The organism is Citrobacter freundii complex sp. CFNIH4, from assembly GCF_002934505.1.
GTDB lineage: Bacteria > Pseudomonadota > Gammaproteobacteria > Enterobacterales > Enterobacteriaceae > Citrobacter > Citrobacter freundii.
Genome location: NZ_CP026231.1, coordinates 2,377,963 through 2,396,679, shown reverse-complemented (window position 1 = coordinate 2,396,679; position 18,717 = coordinate 2,377,963). Strand labels below are relative to the sequence as shown.

Below are 18,717 nucleotides of genomic sequence, written 5' to 3'. Positions count from 1 at the left end.
GCAATGGCTTTACCCTCGATAATTCAGGTTTCAACCATGCATTGTCGATGCAGATGCAACTTGAAGTATGGCGGGCATGAAAGTAATGTTGACCCACTTTAGCCGTTGTTTTAACGAATCCGAATCTCACATTATCAGGGGTGTAAAAATGGAAACTACCAAGCCTTCTTTCCAGGACGTGCTGGAATTTGTTCGTCTGTTCCGTCGTAAAAACAAACTGCAACGTGAAATTCAGGACGTTGAGAAAAAGATCCGTGACAACCAGAAACGCGTTCTGCTGTTGGACAACCTGAGCGACTACATCAAGCCTGGAATGAGCGTGGAAGCGATTCAGGGCATTATCGCCAGCATGAAAAGCGATTATGAAGATCGTGTTGATGATTACATCATCAAAAACGCTGAGATCTCTAAAGAGCGCCGCGACATCTCTAAAAAGCTGAAAGCGATGGGCGAAGTGAAAAACGCCGATGCGAAAGCTGAGTAACGATTTTATGCTCGTTTGGGTCGCTGCTTAGCGGCGGCCCTTATTGCAGTTCGACCCCGCCAGTTACCATCCGCAACAAATGTTGTTCCGGCCAGTGCAATGTTAATTTTTTCTGTGTCAGCATCCATTTTATGTAGTCCACATCATGACGCCTTCTGTCGAGCATCAGACCGACGACGCTGCCGCTGTGCGCGACGTTGACGCCATATAAATCACATTCTTCTACCAGTGCTAATAGTGAATCAAAATCTGGTTTAGGTAACAGCAACTGGCTGGCGATCGCGCTCAGCGTGGCGGCTTCGCCCATCCGATAAGGGTTTTGACTGATACAGGCTTCCTGTAACTTTTCCCATGCGCGTTTCAGAGCTGGGGCGCCCGCCAGTAGCCCTGACTGACGTGGAGTACGGTGATAATCAGCAGTAAGCAAGGTTTCCGGACTTTCGAGAACCAGCAGATCGAGTTGAGGCTGGGATTCACAGGCAATTTGCGTGGAGGCGTCGTTATGATCGAACAGCGTAAGCTGGCGGAAAACGGTGCTGTCGGTAGGTTCCAGCGAAACGCAAAGCTGCGCCAGAGTGGATTCGTCTAGCTGATGCCCCAGATACTGTGCCGTGGCGATTGCCGTGGCGGCGATATCCGCTGTGCTGCTGGCCATCCCTTTAGCGACAGGAATGGTTGACTGGACATCTATTCGGATATCCTGACTCATGTGTGCCGGGTATTGCCAGTGCAGCAATAACCTCTCAACCATTGCCCGCGAAAGTGGACGTTCATCTGTCAGCGGTGAACCTGAAGTGACCTCAACGGTGCTATACCATTCAACCGGGCAGGAGACCAATTTCTCACTGCCCAGAATCCAGCCCTGGATAAGTTCTCCGCACGATGCGGGACATTGCGCAACAGCCACGTCTTCACCTATGTGATCAGCAATCCTCGGCGCATAGTGTCATGGCGATCGCGCTATTACCATGATTTGCCGCAATTTGCGGTGCGGCAGTATTATGCAGGAATGCCCAATGTCACAGTTTCAGATATCGCTAAACGCATAACGTCTTGCGCAATCATTAGCTCTTCATTGGTATTAATCACTGCTACTTTGACCATCGCATTTTCCGTTTGAATGAAGGTGGCATTACGCTGATTTTTTTCCTCATCAACGGCCAGACCCAGGAAATTCAGGTTACGGCAAATCGCAGCGCGCGCCCGTGCGGAGTTTTCGCCAATACCACCGGTAAACACCAGGGCATCCAGACCGCCCATCTGCATAATATAGCTACCAATGGTGGCACGAATGCGCTCAGCAAAAAGCGTCAACGCCAGCGCAGCTTGGTGATTGCCCGTATCTGCGGCATGTTCAACGTCGCGGTAGTCAGGTGAGATGCCAGAAACACCGAGCAATCCGGACTCATTGTTGAGCAATTGGTTGAGCTGCTGGGGTGTTTTGCCTTCTCGCAGGGCTATCCAGGGCAAAATGGATGGATCAATATCGCCACTTCGCGTGCCCATCATCACGCCAGACTGTGGTGTAAAGCCCATTGACGTATTCACCGATTGTCCGCCTTTGATCGCGCAGATGCTGCTGCCGTTGCCCAGATGACAACAAACAACGCGCAGGGCGCTGAGTGGCACACCCAGTTTTTCAGCAAGCTGTGAGCTAACGTATTTGTGGCTGGTACCATGAAAACCGTAACGACGAATACCCAACTCGACATAGTAACGCCAGGGCAGGGGATAGATGAAAGAAGGCTCATCAAGCGTTTGATGAAACGCGGTGTCGAACACCGCAACGGCTGGCGTTTTGGGCAATAGCTGGCGGAATACCGCGATCCCCAACGCATTTACCGGGTTATGCAGAGGGGCCAGTTCCGCTAGGCGCTCGATTTCTGCCAGCGTTTCATCAGTTACCAGCGCGGAGTCTTTAAAGGATTCCCCGCCGTGTGCGACGCGGTGGCCAACGCCGTCGATCTCTTCCAGACTGCTGATAATGTGGTGGTTGAGCAGTTTTTCCAGAAGCAACGTTACGGCTTCACGGTGATCTGCTACAGGCAAAGTCTCCTGCCATTTCTGCGCTGGTGTTTTTAGGGTGACCTGTGCATCAGACAAACCGATACGTTCTATCAACCCCTGGCAGATCATTTCACCCTGCGGCATCGCCAGTAGTTGAAACTTAAGCGAGGAACTACCTGCATTAATGGCCATTATTTTGTGAGACATGAAGGTTCCTTTGCATTCAGAAAAATGAACATCTCATCGACCCCGGTATTCTCCAGCGCGCTGGTGACAAATACTTTTTGCGCGCCAGCCTGAACTAACCAGCTCTCCACAAGTGAAATACGCTGCGGGTTGGCTAAATCGGCTTTGGTAACGAGGCCAATAACGGGTCGGTTCATTGGTCCGGTAAAACCGGGAGAAAATGGTGACCACGGCGCGTCAGCATTGAGTACCAGCGCAATAATGTCCGCTTCACAGGCGCTGGCCAGCAGCGCACTGTACAGGCAGCGGTTCTCAAGATATTCACCCGGTGTGTCTATTGTCGTAGGAGACCAGACTATGGCCTGGGTCTTCTGATAGTGGAGCACCTCTCCGCGCATGCACTGCGTGAGCGACGTTTTACCGCACTGGCTGGGACCAATTAGCATGATACGTTTCATGAGATTACGTCCGGGTGATGGGACACGCGGTAAAACGCATCATTTCGCCCAGCGTTCGGGTTACCTGTTTCAGCGCGTACTCAACGGCTGAAACATCGCCCGTCAGTACCACCGCGCCGGTAAACCGGTCGAGAAAACCAATCTCTACCGCCCCTGATTTCGTGGCGATATCACAGGCGATGATTGAGGCTTCGCTAGGGGTAATGGTCAGAATACCGATCGCAGAAACCGAATCAGGTAATCCCAGTTTCTTGAACAAATCCTTACCGGGATTGGCGATAAGGTGCGCCAACGTGACCTGTTTGCCAGGAACATATTCCTGAATCATACGATCCGTGGTGGGTTGTCTTTCCATTATCCTTCCACCATTTGTCGCCACATGCTTTCGTGTGGACGGGGGATGACCGAGCGGTAAACCAGCAGGCCTTTTTCACCCGCACTTTCACTGGCAACCGTCACCGCGTTATTCACATCGGATACATCGCCAGCTACGACCATGTAACACTTGCCGCCAATACCAAATGCCATATGGACGCGGACCAGCGTGACGTTGGAGGCTTTAACCGCCCGGTCGGCGGCGCAGATGCAGGCAGCAACGCTCCATGTTTCGACAATACCAACTGCCTGACGCTTATCTACGCTGTTTAGTCCGCTGATTGCGGGTAGTACGCTGGCATGAATGTTGGGGAGTACCAGACTATCAACGAGCATATCGCCAGCAAGAGATGTTCCAGTGGCAATCGCCTGTTGTACGGCACCTACGTCACCACCGAGCATGAGTAGAAATTTTCCCGGGCAGATGGTCTTGCTGACCAGTAAATTCACATTCGCGCTTTTTAACATGGCATCGCCAGCTTCCATTCCTTTGGCAATGCTGGTGAGTTCTAAAATCCCTATAGCCTGAGACATGATTAACCTCTTATTACCGTGATGGATTGCTCAGTGATTTCGCTGACAATACCGTCAATACTGGCGTGAACAGGCGCGCCTAATGCACCGGACGGCACATCGGCAACGCATTGACCGCGAACAACGCGTTCGCCTTGTTCTACACATGGGATAGCGCTGGCACCTATATGCTGGCGTAACAACAGCGTCGTTTTGTCTGTGGAGTAGTCAGTCTCAGCCAGTGGCGCATCGTGATACCAGTCGCTAAGGCCCAGTTTGGTAATAAGGCGCTTAACCGGGATCAGCCGGTACTTCGCCATTTCATCCTCAGGATTTAGCTGCCCTTCATAACGATGGTTGAGCGCCCGCAGTTCGCGTTTAAGCATGCGGTTGATTCGCATCGGCGAAATCCCAACTGGACAGGCAACGCTTTCACACACATTGCATTCTGAGCAGGTCAGGGCCGTGAGCAGCAATTGCGGCGTGGCTGCCTGCTGATAATTAACCGCACGAACCAGCAGATGCGGGGATAATTCATGACCGATCAAATGCCTTGGGCACAAATCCGTACACAAACGGCACTGCTCGCAAACGGTTTTTGCAACGGAAAGCACGGTACGTTCATCCTGCATCCGCCGCTGAATCAACGCATGAGATTTAGGCAAAACCAGCAGGCCCCCGGTGGTCTTGCTGACTGGGGTATCCAGTGAAGTAATCAGGCCGCCCATCATCGGACCACCGTTAATAAAGCGGGGATCGTCAACGGTTGCACCCCCGGCCAGCGCCAGAACGTCACGTAAAGACATTCCGATAGGGACTGTGAGTGTGATGGGACTGGCGACTGCGCCGTTAACGGTCAAGGTACGACGCGTAACCGGGTACTGCTGCTCAACTGCTCTCGCGATGTTGAGCACGGTCTGGACGTTATTGACCACTACGCCGACGCTGACAGGCAGCGCGGCAGGCGGAACTCTCCGGCCTGTTGCCATCCAGATGGTCAGAACCTCGTCACCTGCCGGGTAGACATCGGGCAAAATATGTAAGCGGATCCCGGCAGGCAGAAGGGGCGTTAATGCATTGATAGCCTGTTGGTATTTCTCTTTGAGCGCAATAATTCCGGAACTGGCTCCGGTAGCCGTCATGGCATATTGAACGCCGTGGATAAGTCGCTCAGCCTGGACGGCCATCAACTGCTGGTCAACTTTCAGCATTGGCTCACATTCAGCCGCATTGACCAGAAAGGTATCGACCTGCGCCTGTAATTTTACGTGAGCAGGAAAGCCTGCGCCTCCGGCTCCGACAACACCCGCTGCGCGAACGCGTTCGCGAATTGTCTGCGCATCATAGAGCGTGGACTCTGCCGTCATGGCTGTCTTCATAATAATTCCTCAAGCAGTTCCTGCATGGCACTGGCGTCGGCAACACGAGGATTGGTTTGCAGCGTGACGTCAGCCAGCGCGGCCTGAACCATCGACGGGATACGTTGCGACCAGGCTTGCTTTCCGTCTTTAAGCGCGTCAACTAAAGAAGGCAACGCACACTGTTTTTTGAGTAGCTCGATATGATGAATGAGCGCATTCAATGCCGCTGTATCGTTCGCGTTATCCGGGCATAAATGGCAGGCTTTAGCGAAACGGGCATAGCGCTTCGCAGCCCGCGGATCGCGAGCATTAAAATGAATGACATGGGTCAGCAGCAGCGCATTGGCAAGTCCGTGTGGCAGATGAAACTGACCGCCCAACTGATGGGCAATCGCATGATTGATCCCCAGTCCAGCCTGACTAAATGCCATTCCCGCGAGCGTTGACGCATTGTGCATTTTCCCTCTGGTTGCCAGGCATTCGCCTTTGCTGACGGCGACAGGCAGATACTGGAAGACGATTTGAGCCGCTTTTTCAGCTAGTGCATCGGTGAAGTCGCTGGCCTTCGTGGACACGTATGCCTCCAGCGCATGCGTTAACACGTCCATGCCGGTATTCGCGGTTATGGCTGGCGGTACGCTGACGACCAGCGTTGGATCAAGGATGGCCATGTCTGGATAAAGCGCATTATTAAACAATGGATATTTAATGCCTTTATCCGGATCGCTAATCACGCAGGCGCTGGTTACCTCGGAGCCCGTACCGCTGGTAGTGGGAATTGCGACACAGGTTTCAATTTCAATACCGAACTGTCGGCTGAACCAGACGATGGCCTTTGCGGCGTCCAATGCTGAGCCGCCACCAAAACCCATCACGACGTCCGGCCGCAGGGACTGCATTTGTGCAATCCCTTGAACTACAGTGCCGATGGTGGGATCGGGGGTGATATCGCTGAAAATGCTGATGCGGTTATCCGCTGGCAGAGCGTTGCGCAGCTTTTCAATCAGGGGAGAACGCGCGAGAAAACCATCGCAAATAATCCAGATATGCTTATTCGTGAAGCGCTTGAGCACATCCAGACTTCCCAGGCCGCTGTACAATCGAGTTTGCAGTGAAAAGCTATTCATAACGGCCCCATTAACGAATAGAAAAACCGTTTGTCAGCACGCAACGACGAGAGCGTGCGAAAGTGCGCGCAGATGTTGTTCCTTCACCGGTTGGCGTCGCAATAGTGAAGGTTGTAAAGCCTTCACCACCAACGCCGATCCCGGCGTAAGAGGGGCCATTTTTCACAAAGATGGAGGTCTGAAGCGTGCGCGCGGCAAGGTTCAAACGTGACACATTTTGCGAATGCATAATGGCCGTGTGATGCAATCCCTCTTCAACCTTCAGGGCCAACGTTAATGCACTATCAAAATCGCTCACCGTTACGACGGGGAGCATTGGCATCAGTTGCTCGCTGGTAACCCACGGGTCGTCCGCCTGGACGATGCCTATCAGTAATCGAGGTGCTTTTGCCGGAACCGGTATTCTTGCTGCTTCCAGTAAGGTTGCCGGGCTTTTACCCACCAGTTTTTTATTAGCTATGCCTTCTGGTAGGCAGATGGCTCGCAGTTTGTCTACCTCTTCTCTATTGAGAAGCATTGCACCAAAAGACTGCATCTGTTGAACCAGTCGTTCGGCAACGGCATCAACAACAATCAGGCTCTTCTCAGCAATGCAGGGGAGGTTGTAATCAAAGGATGCGCCATTGATGATATCTTCCGCTGCCTTAACCAGGTCAGCCGTTTCATCAACAATGCAGGGTGGATTTCCTGCACCTGCGCCGATGACTTTTTTCCCGCTTTTCATGCCCATAGCAACAATGCCTGGGCCACCGGTAATCGCCAGAACTGCGATTTTAGGGTGCGCCATCATCTGCTGGGTAGCCTCAAAAGTGGGTTCTGTGACCGTGACGACAAGATTACGAATTCCGCAGCAACGGAAAGCGATATCTTCAATCATGGCAATCAGCTTGAGTGAAACCTTTTTAGCACCCGGATGCGGACTGAAGTAAACGCTATTCCCTGCCGCCAGCATGCTGATGCTGTTGTTAATAATGGTCTCTGTCGGATTAGTACTGGGGGCGACAGAACCAATCACGCCAAACGGTGAATACTCGAATAACACCATGCCGCCATCGCCGGTTAGCGCCGTGGTGGTGAGATCTTCGATACCCGGAGTGTTGTCCAGCGCGGCTTTATTTTTAAGGAACTTATCCTCTTTGTTGCCCATACCCGTTTCGGCAGCGCTCTCAGTGGCCAGTGACGCAAGATGAGGCGTCAGTTCTTCGCGTAGGGCGTTTATGATGGCGCTGCGGGTTTTCAATGGACATTGCTGGTAACGCAGAAAAGCCTGATGAGCGGCATCGATCGCTTCGCCAACGGACGGAAAAATACCGTTACCCTTAACTTCTGCTTTTGCCGGGGCGAGTTGCTCACTCAAAATGTTACGAATAAGGGTTTCAAGTTCTGAAGTATTCATTGATGTGTTCTCACGTTAATCGCCGCAATGGCCGTTTCTGCAATGTCCATATCCTGTTCAACGCTTCCTCCGCTGATGCCAAGACCCCCGAGGAGTAAACCCTCACGCCATAATGCGTACCCGCCACCGAAGGTGACGACTTTTCCCTGCATATGGCTTTCCAGACCGTAAAGCGCGGCGCCTGGTTGTACTACTGATGTCAGCTCATGAGTGGCGGTTTTCATCGCCACGGCAGTCCAGGCTTTTTTCGGTGCCAGTTCGCTACTCACGAGTAATGCGTCAGGCATGCGCCAGGCCACCGTTTGGGTCCCATTCGCATCAACAATACTAATGACGACCGGAACCTGAAGTTCTTCTGCTCTCGTCACCGCAGCGCGAGTGAGTTGGTGGAGCTCCTGAAAAGACAGAGACATAGTCGGCTCCTTTGTGGCTGGTGGTTGAACGGCAGCGAGATAGCGCTCAGCCACTTTCTCAATGATTTCGTTTTGATGGGCGTCATGATCTTCTGCTCGTGCAAGCGCATATAAGCAGTCGGACAGGCGGTTGATATAACGCATCAGCACGTGTCTGACGGAGATCTCGGTGGACAGCTCGACCAGTCGTCTCTCTGCGCGGCGTGCCAGAGTTCGGGCAAAGTGCAGTCGGCTGGCGGCTTCGCTGCGGCCTGGTAAAATAAAGCTGCGCAGGGGCGGTACTCTTCCCATTGCGATATCGATGGCAGCTTCCAGTGCCGCAATTTCTTCTGAGCTGATGTAGCGCTGCTCTGGCGTCGGTTCTTCGCTTTCGCTTGCCAGTTCGGCGCTGAACCAAAAAAGCTGCAGCTGGATATTTTCAAGTAACTGCCGGTGCTGAGGGTTTTTCGCCACGCAAACGCACAGGCTAAGCGCCGCATTCAGTTCGTCCAGCGTACCGTAGGCTTCCACGCGCGGATGCGTTTTGCTCACGCGCTGTCCGGTAAATAGGGCTGTTGTTCCGGCATCACCTGTGCGGGTATAAATCGCCATAGTTCCTCCTAACGAGAAAGCGTGTCGACAATGCCGACGATAGCCAGATCAATGGCCTCATTCGGGCCGGAAAAAACGTGTCTGGCGCTGGACCCGCTGCTGAGTAATACCAGTTCGCCGGTCCCCGCGCCGACAGAATCAACAGCGACTTCATCTCCACTCACTGGAGACGCAGGAAGCTCTCCGTCAGCACTTACCCGACGTACCAGCAACAGTTTTTTTCCCACCAGTGATGGAGATTTTTGCGTGGAAACCACAACGCCTGTAACCCGTGCCAGATGCATAGCTCACTCCTGCTTAATTAGTTGGACATTTCGCAGACTGACAGCTTCCTGAGCCAGAGCCGTCACGACACATCGACGGCGTAGCACCAGTACGCCATCCCTCAATTGGGCGACGTCGGCATAGCTGAGAAGCTTCTCAGGATGCAAAAAGATGATTCGCCCCAGTTCGTCACTGAACTCCAGCGGCAGACGCGCGAGTTTTTTCACGGGGATTGCGGGTAACAATCGGTGTTGTAGTGAAATCTTCACGCGGACTCCGCATGCCAGCGCGTCGTGAATCATTACCACCGACATGTTGACTGGGCAGCCTTCGGCAATTTGCTCCAGAAATGGCAGGTCCACTTGCTGGAGATGGAGCGACGAGTACTGGCAGCATACTGTCCGTGAATCGATTTCCCGTAACTGCGCGACGCTAAGAGTGAGCGTGCTTTCCGCGCGTTTTTTTAATCGGGAAACAACCTCCTCGATAATGCGTTGCAGCAGTTCGTTGTTCATCGTGAGGTCACCAGTGTGGCGAATGCCTGGGGATTATCAGCGCCTGCAGCATTGGCTTCGTCTGTATCGATATGCATTTCGAGGCGCATATCCGGCGAAACGCGGACGGCGACGTTATCGAAAATCAGTCGACGTTCATCGCCATTAATGGCTACCGAGACTTTATCACCATGGGAAACTCGCAGAATCAGAGCATCGAGCGGCGACATATGGATATGCCGTTGGGCAACGATCACCCCGGATGCTAAGTCCAGTTCAGCAAATGGGCTGACAAGACGAACACCGGGTGTGCCCTGAATATTGCCCGACATCCGCAGCGGAGCAGCAATTCCCAACGTGCGGGCGTCAGTACGGGAAATTTCGACCTGGCTGGTATTGCGCAGCGGACCGAGTAAACGCACATTTTTTAACTGACCTTTTGGCCCCACCAGCGTGACAGTCTGCTCTGCTGCATATTGCCCTGGCTGCAGCAGCTCTTTTTTCTCACTAATTGGGTGATTGGGAAACAAGCGACCGTAATCTTCAGCGCACAGATGAATATGCCGATTAGAGATCCCCAGCGGAATCGGGCGCTCGCGCATTTCATCCAGAACCTTAGCGACAGTGGTTTCCAGTTGCTGTTTATCCATCACGCTTCACCTCGTTTGCCGGAATGAAGACAAAGTGTGCGCGGCTCACCTTTTTGGCGAGGGCAGGCAGGATCAAGACACAAATTGCAGCTAATCAATTCTGCATCTTGCGGTGCTTCGGGTGCCGCATGGTCTACAAATATCTCTTCATGCGGTATGGCTGGTATGGGTTCGGGCGTTGGTTCAGGCTCCAGGACAACACTATGCGACAGGATCCCGTCCCCGGGTCTGGAAATGACTTTGTGAGCCACCAGTCCATCTCGCTGGTCAGCGAAACTGACACCAGTGGAAATGGCCGCCTGGACGGAGGCCACATCCCCGATTATCTTGATCACCGTCCAGCCTGAGCCGTTGGTTTTTTCTAGGCCCACCAGCGTGATGGAGGCGGCTTTCGCCATGACGTCCGCGCAACTGATGGCTAATGCCAGACCACTAACTTCAAGTAATCCCAGTGATTGCTTCACGCTGTGCTCCTTGGTTGCAACGACTTATGCGGATTTAGGTAAAATGGCTTCAACGTCGCTGTGCGGACGCGGGATAACGTGGCAGGATTTCACCTCGCCAACGGCGCTTGCGGCTGCGCTTCCAGCATCTACGGCTGCTTTCACCGCGCCGACATCACCGCGAACCATAACGGTGATGAGGCCAGAGCCGATTTTTTCGTAACCAACCAACTGCACGTTTGCGGATTTCACCATGGCATCAGCGGCTTCAATAGCGCCGACAAGCCCTTTTGTTTCAACCAGTCCCAGTGCGTTATTCATACTGCTTTTCTCCTGTGGGTTATGAGTGGCATTCCCGGAACGGAATGCCTTTAACCAGCCGCGCAGCGTTGTTACCAATGCTGCGGCGATCGTGGCTATTTTGTTGATACGTCAGCGTAAAAAGCGGTGCTGATGAGGGTAAGTTTTTGTAGTGCACGACCAGTTTTTCACGGCTACAGCCAATACCAACCAGCAATGGAGATTGGCAGGCGGCCAACCATGCGTTGTGGATAACGTCAGTTGAGTCATTCTCCTGAATCACAAAGGGGATCCCTTCTTCTTCAATACCCAGCAGTACGTCATTCCAGACGTCAGCGCAGTCAGCACTGGTGAAGATAACGATGGCTGGCGTGGTGAGATTACTTTCCATGAGCGAATGCCTTATGCCAGGAGAGAATCAGCCCTGTCGCAACCGCATTGCGCGGACCTTCGGTACCACGAATATTGCCGCGCCCGGCAACCAGTCGATAATGCGCCAGAGCATCGGTGACCAGCTGCGGAACTTCAAAATCCAGGGATGAGCCGCCAACCAGTACCACAAAGGGAATATCCCGAATGTTCCCGGTCGGACTCACCTGACGTAGCGCTCTGAGTGCGTTAGTAACGAAAACGCGTTCCTTAGCACTTCGACGAATGGCCCGTACTTTCTCCAGCGCCAGTTCACCCGGCAGTGGCACCAGTTCATCGGGCTTCACTACGCACACGCGCGCAAAAACCGTTGGCGGGAGAGGCGTAGGGAAGAATTGAACGCTGCCGTCTTCGTGGCGAAGATGGAACAAGCTCTCAACTTTCGCCAACGGATACTTTTTAATCTCTTCCGCGAGATAACGGTCATCCAGACCCAGTTCACGGGCAATGATCATCGTGACCATATCGCCTGCACCCGCCAGGTGCGTGGCAATAATTTCGCCCTTAGGATTGATGATAGAAGCGTCGGTTGAACCCGCGCCGAGGTCCAGAATAGCCAGTGGTCGCGTGGTGCCCGGAGTAGTTAAGGCCCCCAGAATGGCAGCTTCGGCTTCGGCCCCGCCAACCTGGACGTCAATGTTGAGCTTTTGCGTGATCTCCTGGGCAATCATCGCCATTTGCAGGCGGTCTGATTTCACCATGGAGGCTATGCCGACAGCCTGTTCCAGCGAGAACTCACCGGCAAGTCCACCCGTCACGCTGACAGGAACCGAGGTATCGACCGCCAGCAGATCCTGAATAAAAATTTCATGACTGGGTTTATTGGTTAATTCAGCCATCGTCTGGCGCACATGCTCCAGCATGCCGCCAATATTGGTGCCAGCTTCTCCAGTAACGTTATCCAGTTTCGGGCATTCACCAACCGCTTTCATAATCGCTTCGGCGCCCGCTGCAACGTCGACCCGTACTGTACGACCCTGAGACTGTAGCTCCAGATTTCCGGCAGGAATCGCTCGCGCTTTCACATCACCTGACGGCGTTTTCACCACCACGGCTGAACGGTTGCCGATCAGCGCCCGTGCCATCGGAACAATGTTTTTAGTCTCATCGGCATTGAGGCCAAAGACAGTTGCAATACCGTAGGGGTTAGAAAGCGTTTCAATAACCTTTCCTGGTACGGCGACCTCAATGGCAGCCAGCATCCCCAACGGGATACGGTCAATATGAAGGACTTCATCGACGATGGGCAGGGGATGAGTCAGACGATTACTGACCAACACACCATCGTCCTGCTGCAAAATAACGCCAGTCAACTGGTATCCGGCACGGACGGAAGCATTAATCATCGTAGCAACATCGGCGAAATCAAATGCCGATGACACCACCAGAATATAGGGCGTATCCGCCGGGCGACTGAGAAGGTCTTCCGGCGTAATAGTGACACCCACGCCTAACCCGACGCCGCCCGGTGTTTTAGGGTTATGGCCGATCATGGTGGATTCAGTGATGATGGTTTCGGTTATTGTTTCCATCGCCACGTCGCCAATGACCGGGGTGGCTTCGTTAATACGGATGAGCGAAATATCGCTGACATTGATACCGGCGTTTTTTGCCGCCAGCGTAAGGGCCTCCTGAATGCCAAACACATTACGTAATGTGCCCTTAATTCCGGTGGTTTCTGCCAGCGCGCTGCCGGTGATGCTCAGCACGCCAGACTCATCCAGAGTAGCCAGAGCGACTTCCGTTGATGAGTTGCCTATGTCAATGCCAGCTATATATCGCATGATCCTGTCCCTGAGTTAGTCGTCGCCTTTGAGTTTTTTACGCTCAACGTACAGCGCTGCCGCTTCACGAACGAAAGCTGCACAGATTTTTGCCTGATAACGATTTTCGAGATCGTCGGCGATAGCCATCAGCTCATCTTTTGTTGAGCGGTACGGGCGCAGCGCGTTGTAGATCTCAAGAATGCGATCGTCAGGAACAGCGGTTAGCTCGGCAGCGCGCTCAAAGTTCATCGCCAGCCTGTCACGTCCGGCATCTTTGGCGATTTCCGCCTGGAGGCGCAGTGTTTCAGGAGTGATGCGCATGTCCTGCGCGGTCACTTTGTTGCTCAGAACATTTTCAAGCGTGAAGTCGTCCAGCGTTTTGTTGGTCGCAGTTTTTACCCACTCAGGATGTTTATTCGCGAGAGGGTAATCCGTGACTTTCGCGGTATGTGCTGATGAACTTGCCGCGGACGGAGTCGCGGACTCGCCTTGCAGGCTGTTCATCCGGCTCAACACATCCCGAACCATCGATTCAATTGCGTCGGTATTCATGGAGGTATCCTTTATCAAAGCGCCACGCGCAGTTCCTGCGGGTTTTTGCCTGTCACAACGTATTTGGTCTCTTTAATGTGCAGAATGGCTGATTTCGCCTGGTACTTAGGACGAGCCATCTGGTCATTCAGCGTAGGGACCGGTTGCGGAGATTCACGCTTGGCATAACGCGCGGCGTTTTTACCGATCTGACGATAGGTTTCTAGCGTCAGAAGCGGTGCCTGAGGGAACAGCTCCAGGTTTGAAAGCGGCGGTAACCCCTGCTGGTGGATAACCGTCGTGCCTTTTGACTGGATACCGATAGAGATCCCGGAACCGCTCAGACGGTTACCCTCAACGGCAACAAACGCCACATCGGAGGATTTAAAGCAGCGGATAACGCGCGCTTTTATGCCTTCTTCTTCAATACCGGCAATCACTTCGCGCAAGATATTCTTATGCGGGATCCCAACAATATTGACGGTTTGTGACAGGCCAAACGCCGGCCCTACGGCAATAATCACTTCGTCCTGTTGCTGGCCTTGTTTGGCTTCACCAATCTCGGTCAGAAAGCTGTCGCCCTGTGCCGTAGCAGCCTGAGGTGCGCTTGCCGCTGTAGATGCACGGAAAGAGACGGGTTTGTCGCTGGTCTGCATTTCAGACAACACATCTTCAATTATCTGGCGCAGCAGTTTTTCATTAATTTCCATTTTTCACCCCTTAGCCAAGCTCGTTGGGATCAAGTGCGCCAGGGATGTTTTTGATCTCTTCCCAGCGTTCGCCTTGCAGGCGATAACCTGTTGCCGGACCGGCATAGTCGTTAACATCATTGACAGCGGATAGCACCTGTCCGTCGCCAACGATAATGGCGGAGGTATGCAGGTAATCCCCGGTTAACTTGGCTTTCTGGATGTTGAGCATGTCTTGAGCGACATCGGTAAATCCGCCCTGAGCAAGGGCTTTCACCACTTCCAGACCGTTACGGTTTTTGTTGATGATCTCTTGTGCAAACTTGATATCTTCAACGATGTTACGTTCCGGCATATCTTTCGAACCGTGGGCGTAGGTCGCCGCTTCCACTTCTTCATCAGTGATTGGCGGTAATCCCATCCCGGCAAAGACGGCCTGCAGCGCACGCGCCGCTTTGTTACGAATGGCGATAACGTCTTCTTCACGAACCGGGCGCAGACCACCGTCTACTTTCAGGTCACGCTGGAGAACGTTGTAGTCGTCAAAATCTTCAGCATCCTCGTTCGAACCCGCAAACATGTTGTCGTAGTTCGGCACTGCGGAATAACCAGAGGAAATGAAGTCAGTACCCGGCAGGAACTGCATCAGCAGACGCGCAGTACGACGCATATCCGAATGGGTAAAGGTTTGGTCGTTGCTGGAGGCGCATTCCAGATCCAGAGAGGAGCAGATCAGGTTTTCAGCCAGCACTGCACGAATTCCTGACGGCACGGCGGAAGGGACTCCGATGCAGCTTACGGAACCGTTTTGCAGACCCTGTACGCCAGCAGCTTTGGTGATGTAAATACAGCGGGCTTCCAGATAAAGCATCGATTTGCCTTCGGCGTAACCCATCTGAACTTCTGAGCCAGAGCCGGAGGTAAAGCGCATTTTCAGACCACGGGATGCGTAGGATGAGGCGAGGAAGCCTTTAGACCATGGCGTGTCATCGCCGTCGGTAAAGACGGGTTCAGTACCATAGACGGAGATGGTTTCAGCGTAGCAGGTGTGGCCTAGCATCCCGAGTTTGAGTTCGGTTGCTTCTTCCAGAGAACACTGAGTTAACACGCCCGGGCGTCCAACCTGTGAGCCGACTAACAGCGCAATGGCGTTAAATGGCGCATAACGCGCAACGGCAACGGTCGTTTCCTGTTCGTCAAATCCACGCCATGCGCCTTCAGCGGCATCAGCGGCAATTTGCACGGGGTTATCTTTGACATTAGTGACGTGCGCTTGTTGAGATGGTGTACGACGAGCACGCATTTTCTGCATGGCCATCATCATCTCAACGACGTTCATATGGGACACGACTTCGACAATTTTTGCCGGCGTCATTGCGGTGGTCAGCGGCACAATGTCTTTGCGCTTCACGTTAGGATCGCAAAGCATATTGGCCAGTTTGACCGAATCCATCGCCATGACTTCTTCAGCGCGCGCCAGGTTAATGCCATAGCGGGCAATAAAATGGTCGATTAAGTCAAATTCACTAGCGGATTTACCGTCCAGTTCAGTGACTGTACCGTTGACGATTTTAATCGACGGTTTGGGGTCGTTCGGGCTTTCCATCGCAATGAAGCCTTCTTCGATCCACTCCTTAACGAAGCCATCCTGATTCACAGGGCGCTTCGCCAGTGCTTCAAATCTTTTCGATCTCATGAATCAGCCTCACTGATATCAGATGTAGGACGGACGATCGTTTTTCGGCTCTGAGCCGAGGGTCCCGAGTACGGTTTTACCGATTTCACGGGCGGAGATAACAGCCTGACGAACAGCGCCAGAGTCACCCGAAATAACCAGAATGGCTTCGTTACTGAAGCTGGTGCCATGAGCAGGGGAGCTGTAAGCCACAACTTCCACGTTGGCGGATTTCAGGGCAGTATCAGCCATCAGGACACCAACGGATGCTGGTGCGCCGACGATGACGCCACAGGCACGACCAATCGGTGCGCCAAAGGCTTTTTCCAGTGCGTAGCTGGCGCGTGCGGTGTACTGCATTTCGATGTGACCGGCTTCGTTGGCATAAACGTCGCCAAAGGTGCGATCCAGTTCTTTCAGTGCGACTTCAATGCCGCGTTTCACGTCGGAAACATCGTTGCCGCCAAGAATAATCAGCGAGCCATGACCTGCGCCGCCTTTGGTATCACGTGGTAACTCAATACTGACGACTTCAGTATTGGTGGCTTTCACCGCTTCATCAGCGGCCATGATGTGTGGACCCGCACCAGTACGGGCGCCAAGGATGCCAATGGAGCGATAGCGTTTTTCAAGTTTCATTGCGTCCAAGAGGGCACTGTCTACGTTGGCGATTACCAGACCGACGGTGTCGCCAATCGCGGTACCGACAAACTCCGTTAAACTGCAGCTTTTCTCTGCCATAGCCGTTTCTCGTGTTGGGTGATTATTTTCTGGGATAGCCTGCTGTTCCGGCGTTGCCACACGAGCAATCACCTGCGCCATGATCTGTTCAACCAGTTCATTGCTGCTCATTAGCTAATTCCCTTCGGTAAGATTTTTTCTACATCGGTATGCGGGCGTGGGATAACGTGTACGGCTTTCACTTCTCCCACATTACGGGCTGCGGCGGCACCGGCATCTGTTGCTGCTTTGACTGCGCCGACATCGCCGCGGACAATAACTGTTACCAGCCCCGAACCAATTTTTTCGTAGCCGACCAGCATTACATTGGCTGACTTCACCATTGCATCTGCGGCCTCTATGGCTGCAGTTAAGCCTTTGGTTTCTACCATTCCTAACGCTTCTTGTTGCATAAAGACCTCGCCTGGGTTGTCCCGATTTTCATGACTATAAAAAGAAGCGAGGAAAAAGAATGGCTGAGTTGAAAGTAAGAGTGAAAAAATAGTGGGGTTACGGTGAGATAAAATTGCTGTTTGTTATTGTAATATACTGTTTTTGTTGGTTATTTTAAGCTTTATCGATATGATTATTTGGTTATGTTAATTCCATATTTACACTTTTATGAGTGACAGTTTAAATATCATTTGCTATGCGAGAAAAATGAAATTGTGATGATCGTTTGAAAATGGAATTCTGCTTTTCGCAATATTTTATTATTTTGAAAATGTACTTTTAATAGGGTGAATCCTCGTTTTGTCACCTGTTTTAATAAAGGTGATGGCAAAAATTTGCTATCACAACACGATTTTTAAGGGTATGTCGCTTGCAGATTGCCAACAATTTGCCGATACAGATTTTTATAGTAAGTCTTGAAGTAATCTTCCTGCCAGCAAGGAGTCCGCTGGTAAAGACACGAACTCTGCTTAGAAGGTGTCACAATGAACGATTCACTAAGAGCGCAATGTATTGCTGAGTTTTTGGGTACCGGGCTATTTTTGTTTTTTGGTATTGGGTGCCTGAGCGCCCTTAAAGTCGCGGGTGCCAGTTTGGGATTGTGGGAGATCTGCATCATATGGGGCTTGGGGATCTCGCTTGCAGTTTACCTGACAGCCGGGATTTCTGGGGCCCATCTCAATCCTGCTATTACCATCGCACTTTGGTTGTTTGCCTGTTTTCCTGGTCGTAAAGTACTGCCTTATTCTGTCGCTCAGATAGCGGGTGCCTTTGGTGGCGCTATGCTGGCCTATTTGTTGTACGGCAGTTTATTCATTGAGTATGAATCAGCCCACCAAATGGTACGCGGCAGTCTGGAAAGCCTGCAACTTGCCAGTATTTTTAGCACGTATCCTGCCGCCGCACTGAGTGTCTGGCAGGCCGCACTAGTCGAAGTGGTGATTACCTCCATTCTGATGGGGATGATTATGGCGCTAACGGACGACGGTAACGGCGTTCCCAAAGGCCCTCTGGCACCACTGTTGATTGGTATTCTGGTTGCTGTTATCGGCGCATCAACCGGTCCACTTACCGGTTTTGCGATGAACCCGGCACGTGATTTTGGTCCTAAATTGTTTGCCTGGATGGCCGGGTGGGGTGATGTTGCGATGACTGGTGGGCGCGATATCCCTTATTTCATCGTGCCGATTGTGGCTCCCATCATCGGCGCCTGTGCGGGCGCAGCAATTTATCGCTATTTTATTGTCAAAAATTTACCGTGTAATTCGTGTAAGTTGGAGGAAAACGAGAGCTAGCTTCATGAAAGATGTTTATTATTGAAAGGCAAAAACTGTTTTCGTGATCCGGTTTCCTGAACGGCTTAAAAAGTCTCCCAAGAATGGGAGACTTTTG

Annotated in this window: 23 protein-coding genes; 2 read left to right on the top strand and 21 right to left on the bottom strand. The window is 52.4% G+C overall.

From position 1 onward, the window contains the following. The first annotated feature begins 148 nt into the window (after positions 1-148). Positions 149-484: a DUF496 family protein gene (locus tag C2U41_RS12480; protein WP_003030187.1), complete on the top strand. Its 336-nt coding sequence runs from the start codon at positions 149-151 to the stop codon at positions 482-484. 40 nt (positions 485-524) lie between these two features. Here the strand turns inward: C2U41_RS12480 and C2U41_RS12475 are convergent, their stop codons facing one another. The 21 genes from C2U41_RS12475 to pduA all read right to left on the bottom strand — a co-directional run bounded on the left by C2U41_RS12475 (position 525) and on the right by pduA (position 17,285). Next, positions 525-1,391, bottom strand: a complete 867-nt coding sequence (locus C2U41_RS12475; protein WP_032936756.1) for a GHMP family kinase ATP-binding protein — start codon at positions 1,389-1,391, stop codon at positions 525-527. A gap of 92 nt (positions 1,392-1,483) precedes the next feature. Then, a complete protein-coding gene (locus C2U41_RS12470; RefSeq protein WP_003030191.1) occupies positions 1,484-2,698 on the bottom strand; it encodes an acetate/propionate family kinase in 1,215 nt (404 codons plus the stop codon). Beyond that, positions 2,683-3,135, bottom strand: a complete 453-nt coding sequence (pduV, locus tag C2U41_RS12465) for a propanediol utilization protein PduV (RefSeq protein ID WP_003030195.1) — start codon at positions 3,133-3,135, stop codon at positions 2,683-2,685. Before pduV ends, C2U41_RS12470 begins: the two co-directional genes overlap by 16 nt. Positions 3,136-3,139: 4 nt before the next feature. Then, on the bottom strand, positions 3,140-3,490 hold the full coding sequence (pduU, locus tag C2U41_RS12460) for a propanediol utilization microcompartment protein PduU (protein WP_003030198.1): 351 nt from the start codon (positions 3,488-3,490) through the stop codon (positions 3,140-3,142). Then, positions 3,490-4,044, bottom strand: coding sequence for a propanediol utilization microcompartment protein PduT (gene pduT, locus C2U41_RS12455; RefSeq protein WP_003030201.1), 555 nt, complete (start codon positions 4,042-4,044; stop codon positions 3,490-3,492). Before pduT ends, pduU begins: the two co-directional genes overlap by 1 nt. Positions 4,045-4,046: 2 nt before the next feature. Further along, positions 4,047-5,402, bottom strand: coding sequence for a cobalamin reductase PduS (gene pduS / locus C2U41_RS12450; protein ID WP_103848411.1), 1,356 nt, complete (start codon positions 5,400-5,402; stop codon positions 4,047-4,049). Continuing rightward, complete coding sequence (locus C2U41_RS12445) at positions 5,399-6,511, bottom strand: 1-propanol dehydrogenase PduQ (protein WP_103848412.1); 1,113 nt, start codon at positions 6,509-6,511, stop codon at positions 5,399-5,401. The genes pduS and C2U41_RS12445 overlap by 4 nt, the downstream gene beginning before the upstream one ends. A gap of 10 nt (positions 6,512-6,521) precedes the next feature. After that, positions 6,522-7,907 (bottom strand): CoA-acylating propionaldehyde dehydrogenase PduP, encoded by a 1,386-nt coding sequence (gene pduP / locus C2U41_RS12440; protein WP_103848413.1) that lies wholly within the window; start codon positions 7,905-7,907, stop codon positions 6,522-6,524. Then, a complete protein-coding gene (gene pduO, locus C2U41_RS12435; protein ID WP_103848414.1) occupies positions 7,904-8,911 on the bottom strand; it encodes a two-domain cob(I)yrinic acid a,c-diamide adenosyltransferase PduO in 1,008 nt (335 codons plus the stop codon). Before pduO ends, pduP begins: the two co-directional genes overlap by 4 nt. Positions 8,912-8,919: 8 nt before the next feature. Beyond that, complete coding sequence (locus C2U41_RS12430) at positions 8,920-9,195, bottom strand: EutN/CcmL family microcompartment protein (protein ID WP_003030211.1); 276 nt, start codon at positions 9,193-9,195, stop codon at positions 8,920-8,922. A gap of 3 nt (positions 9,196-9,198) precedes the next feature. Next, a complete protein-coding gene (gene pduM / locus C2U41_RS12425; RefSeq protein ID WP_003839004.1) occupies positions 9,199-9,690 on the bottom strand; it encodes a microcompartment protein PduM in 492 nt (163 codons plus the stop codon). Next, complete coding sequence (locus C2U41_RS12420; RefSeq protein ID WP_003839005.1) at positions 9,687-10,319, bottom strand: phosphate propanoyltransferase; 633 nt, start codon at positions 10,317-10,319, stop codon at positions 9,687-9,689. Before C2U41_RS12420 ends, pduM begins: the two co-directional genes overlap by 4 nt. After that, complete coding sequence (locus C2U41_RS12415) at positions 10,319-10,783, bottom strand: BMC domain-containing protein (RefSeq protein WP_016150574.1); 465 nt, start codon at positions 10,781-10,783, stop codon at positions 10,319-10,321. The genes C2U41_RS12420 and C2U41_RS12415 overlap by 1 nt, the downstream gene beginning before the upstream one ends. 24 nt (positions 10,784-10,807) lie before the next feature. Then, positions 10,808-11,083: a propanediol utilization microcompartment protein PduJ gene (gene pduJ, locus C2U41_RS12410; protein WP_001057752.1), complete on the bottom strand. Its 276-nt coding sequence runs from the start codon at positions 11,081-11,083 to the stop codon at positions 10,808-10,810. 19 nt (positions 11,084-11,102) lie between these two features. Further along, a complete protein-coding gene (locus tag C2U41_RS12405) occupies positions 11,103-11,453 on the bottom strand; it encodes a glycerol dehydratase reactivase beta/small subunit family protein (RefSeq protein ID WP_003844243.1) in 351 nt (116 codons plus the stop codon). Further along, positions 11,443-13,275, bottom strand: coding sequence for a diol dehydratase reactivase subunit alpha (locus C2U41_RS12400; RefSeq protein ID WP_003839013.1), 1,833 nt, complete (start codon positions 13,273-13,275; stop codon positions 11,443-11,445). Before C2U41_RS12400 ends, C2U41_RS12405 begins: the two co-directional genes overlap by 11 nt. Before the next feature lie 15 nt (positions 13,276-13,290). Beyond that, complete coding sequence (gene pduE / locus C2U41_RS12395) at positions 13,291-13,809, bottom strand: propanediol dehydratase small subunit PduE (RefSeq protein WP_016150572.1); 519 nt, start codon at positions 13,807-13,809, stop codon at positions 13,291-13,293. Between the two features lie 14 nt (positions 13,810-13,823). Further along, positions 13,824-14,498, bottom strand: coding sequence for a propanediol dehydratase medium subunit PduD (gene pduD, locus C2U41_RS12390; RefSeq protein WP_032936764.1), 675 nt, complete (start codon positions 14,496-14,498; stop codon positions 13,824-13,826). A gap of 10 nt (positions 14,499-14,508) precedes the next feature. After that, the gene (gene pduC, locus C2U41_RS12385) at positions 14,509-16,173 is read right to left on the bottom strand and encodes a propanediol dehydratase large subunit PduC (protein WP_003030249.1); all 1,665 of its coding nucleotides are present in this window, start codon (positions 16,171-16,173) and stop codon (positions 14,509-14,511) included. An 18-nt stretch (positions 16,174-16,191) separates the two neighbouring features. Further along, positions 16,192-17,004, bottom strand: coding sequence for a propanediol utilization microcompartment protein PduB (gene pduB, locus C2U41_RS12380; RefSeq protein ID WP_003030252.1), 813 nt, complete (start codon positions 17,002-17,004; stop codon positions 16,192-16,194). Further along, complete coding sequence (gene pduA, locus C2U41_RS12375) at positions 17,004-17,285, bottom strand: propanediol utilization microcompartment protein PduA (protein ID WP_003030255.1); 282 nt, start codon at positions 17,283-17,285, stop codon at positions 17,004-17,006. The genes pduB and pduA overlap by 1 nt, the downstream gene beginning before the upstream one ends. A gap of 525 nt (positions 17,286-17,810) precedes the next feature. Here pduA and pduF point away from each other — a divergent pair. Then, positions 17,811-18,620 carry a propanediol diffusion facilitator PduF gene (pduF, locus tag C2U41_RS12370; protein ID WP_103848415.1) on the top strand — a complete coding sequence of 270 codons (810 nt, stop codon included), beginning with the start codon at positions 17,811-17,813 and terminating at the stop codon, positions 18,618-18,620. Positions 18,621-18,717 lie beyond the last annotated feature (97 nt).

Bases quoted from the DNA above. Each gene is read 5' to 3' on its own strand.
- C2U41_RS12480 (WP_003030187.1), top strand. From the start codon at position 149: ATGGAAACTACCAAGCCTTCTTTCCAGGACGTGCTGGAATTTGTTCGT.
- C2U41_RS12470 (WP_003030191.1), bottom strand. From the start codon at position 2,698: ATGTCTCACAAAATAATGGCCATTAATGCAGGTAGTTCCTCGCTTAAG.
- pduV (WP_003030195.1), bottom strand. From the start codon at position 3,135: ATGAAACGTATCATGCTAATTGGTCCCAGCCAGTGCGGTAAAACGTCG.
- pduU (WP_003030198.1), bottom strand. From the start codon at position 3,490: ATGGAAAGACAACCCACCACGGATCGTATGATTCAGGAATATGTTCCT.
- pduT (WP_003030201.1), bottom strand. From the start codon at position 4,044: ATGTCTCAGGCTATAGGGATTTTAGAACTCACCAGCATTGCCAAAGGA.
- pduS (WP_103848411.1), bottom strand. From the start codon at position 5,402: ATGAAGACAGCCATGACGGCAGAGTCCACGCTCTATGATGCGCAGACA.
- C2U41_RS12445 (WP_103848412.1), bottom strand. From the start codon at position 6,511: ATGAATAGCTTTTCACTGCAAACTCGATTGTACAGCGGCCTGGGAAGT.
- pduP (WP_103848413.1), bottom strand. From the start codon at position 7,907: ATGAATACTTCAGAACTTGAAACCCTTATTCGTAACATTTTGAGTGAG.
- pduO (WP_103848414.1), bottom strand. From the start codon at position 8,911: ATGGCGATTTATACCCGCACAGGTGATGCCGGAACAACAGCCCTATTT.
- C2U41_RS12430 (WP_003030211.1), bottom strand. From the start codon at position 9,195: ATGCATCTGGCACGGGTTACAGGCGTTGTGGTTTCCACGCAAAAATCT.
- pduM (WP_003839004.1), bottom strand. From the start codon at position 9,690: ATGAACAACGAACTGCTGCAACGCATTATCGAGGAGGTTGTTTCCCGA.
- C2U41_RS12420 (WP_003839005.1), bottom strand. From the start codon at position 10,319: ATGGATAAACAGCAACTGGAAACCACTGTCGCTAAGGTTCTGGATGAA.
- pduJ (WP_001057752.1), bottom strand. From the start codon at position 11,083: ATGAATAACGCACTGGGACTGGTTGAAACAAAAGGGCTTGTCGGCGCT.
- C2U41_RS12405 (WP_003844243.1), bottom strand. From the start codon at position 11,453: ATGGAAAGTAATCTCACCACGCCAGCCATCGTTATCTTCACCAGTGCT.
- C2U41_RS12400 (WP_003839013.1), bottom strand. From the start codon at position 13,275: ATGCGATATATAGCTGGCATTGACATAGGCAACTCATCAACGGAAGTC.
- pduE (WP_016150572.1), bottom strand. From the start codon at position 13,809: ATGAATACCGACGCAATTGAATCGATGGTTCGGGATGTGTTGAGCCGG.
- pduD (WP_032936764.1), bottom strand. From the start codon at position 14,498: ATGGAAATTAATGAAAAACTGCTGCGCCAGATAATTGAAGATGTGTTG.
- pduC (WP_003030249.1), bottom strand. From the start codon at position 16,173: ATGAGATCGAAAAGATTTGAAGCACTGGCGAAGCGCCCTGTGAATCAG.
- pduB (WP_003030252.1), bottom strand. From the start codon at position 17,004: ATGAGCAGCAATGAACTGGTTGAACAGATCATGGCGCAGGTGATTGCT.
- pduA (WP_003030255.1), bottom strand. From the start codon at position 17,285: ATGCAACAAGAAGCGTTAGGAATGGTAGAAACCAAAGGCTTAACTGCA.
- pduF (WP_103848415.1), top strand. From the start codon at position 17,811: ATGAACGATTCACTAAGAGCGCAATGTATTGCTGAGTTTTTGGGTACC.